General features: G+C 65.7%; 1 protein-coding gene. It reads right to left on the bottom strand.

Annotated elements, in window-relative coordinates; all coding sequences use genetic code 11:
* Nucleotides 1–123 precede the first annotated feature (123 nt).
* On the bottom strand, nt 124–267 hold the full coding sequence (locus tag KME75_RS42275; RefSeq protein WP_219420711.1) for an STAS domain-containing protein: 144 nt from the start codon (nt 265–267) through the stop codon (nt 124–126).
* Between the last annotated feature and the right edge of the window lie 316 nt (nt 268–583).

The raw sequence follows: 583 nt of genomic DNA, 5'->3' as shown, positions 1-583 counted from the left end.
CCTCCGGCTCGGACACCCCAAGATCACACCGCAGACCAGCCGATCATTCGTGATCGACACGCCACTGCCGCCAAGATCACACTGACCCCGACACGAGGTCACGCTCAAGATCGGGCTGAATGCTTACAACTCGACGTGGGCGAGGTCCAGCACCACGAAGCGCACCCCGCCGGCGAGCAGCTCGTCGACTCGGCGGCGGATGTCCGCCACCGCCGCCGCGTCGATTCGCCCGCGCAGCACGATCAGCGCGTGGTCCGGCTCCAGCACGGCGGTGCCGATCGTCCAGTCTGGCCGTCTACGCGTCCCTCCCGACATGCCGGATGCACGACGGAACCCGCTTTGGGGTTCGCCGATAAATTGAGCGTCGCTTTCGGCTGCTCGTTACTGTGGTATGGCAGCGGTCGTAGATGTCGACGAGGTTCGGTTGGCGGCGAAGTTCGCGTCGCTGGTGCCCCATCTAGAGCGTGTCCCTTGGATCATGGGACGGGGTCGCGGAGCCAGATCCTGATCGAGGCGACGTCGATGGTTCCGCGGAACATGTAGTCGCGCTTGTCGTAGCGGGTGGCGACCGCGCGGTGGCCCT

The organism is Pseudonocardia nigra, assembly GCF_019396355.1.
Taxonomy (GTDB): Bacteria; Actinomycetota; Actinomycetes; order Mycobacteriales; family Pseudonocardiaceae; genus Pseudonocardia; species Pseudonocardia nigra.
The sequence above is the reverse complement of the archived record's forward strand: the minus strand, read 5'-3'. Positions and strand labels throughout refer to the sequence as shown.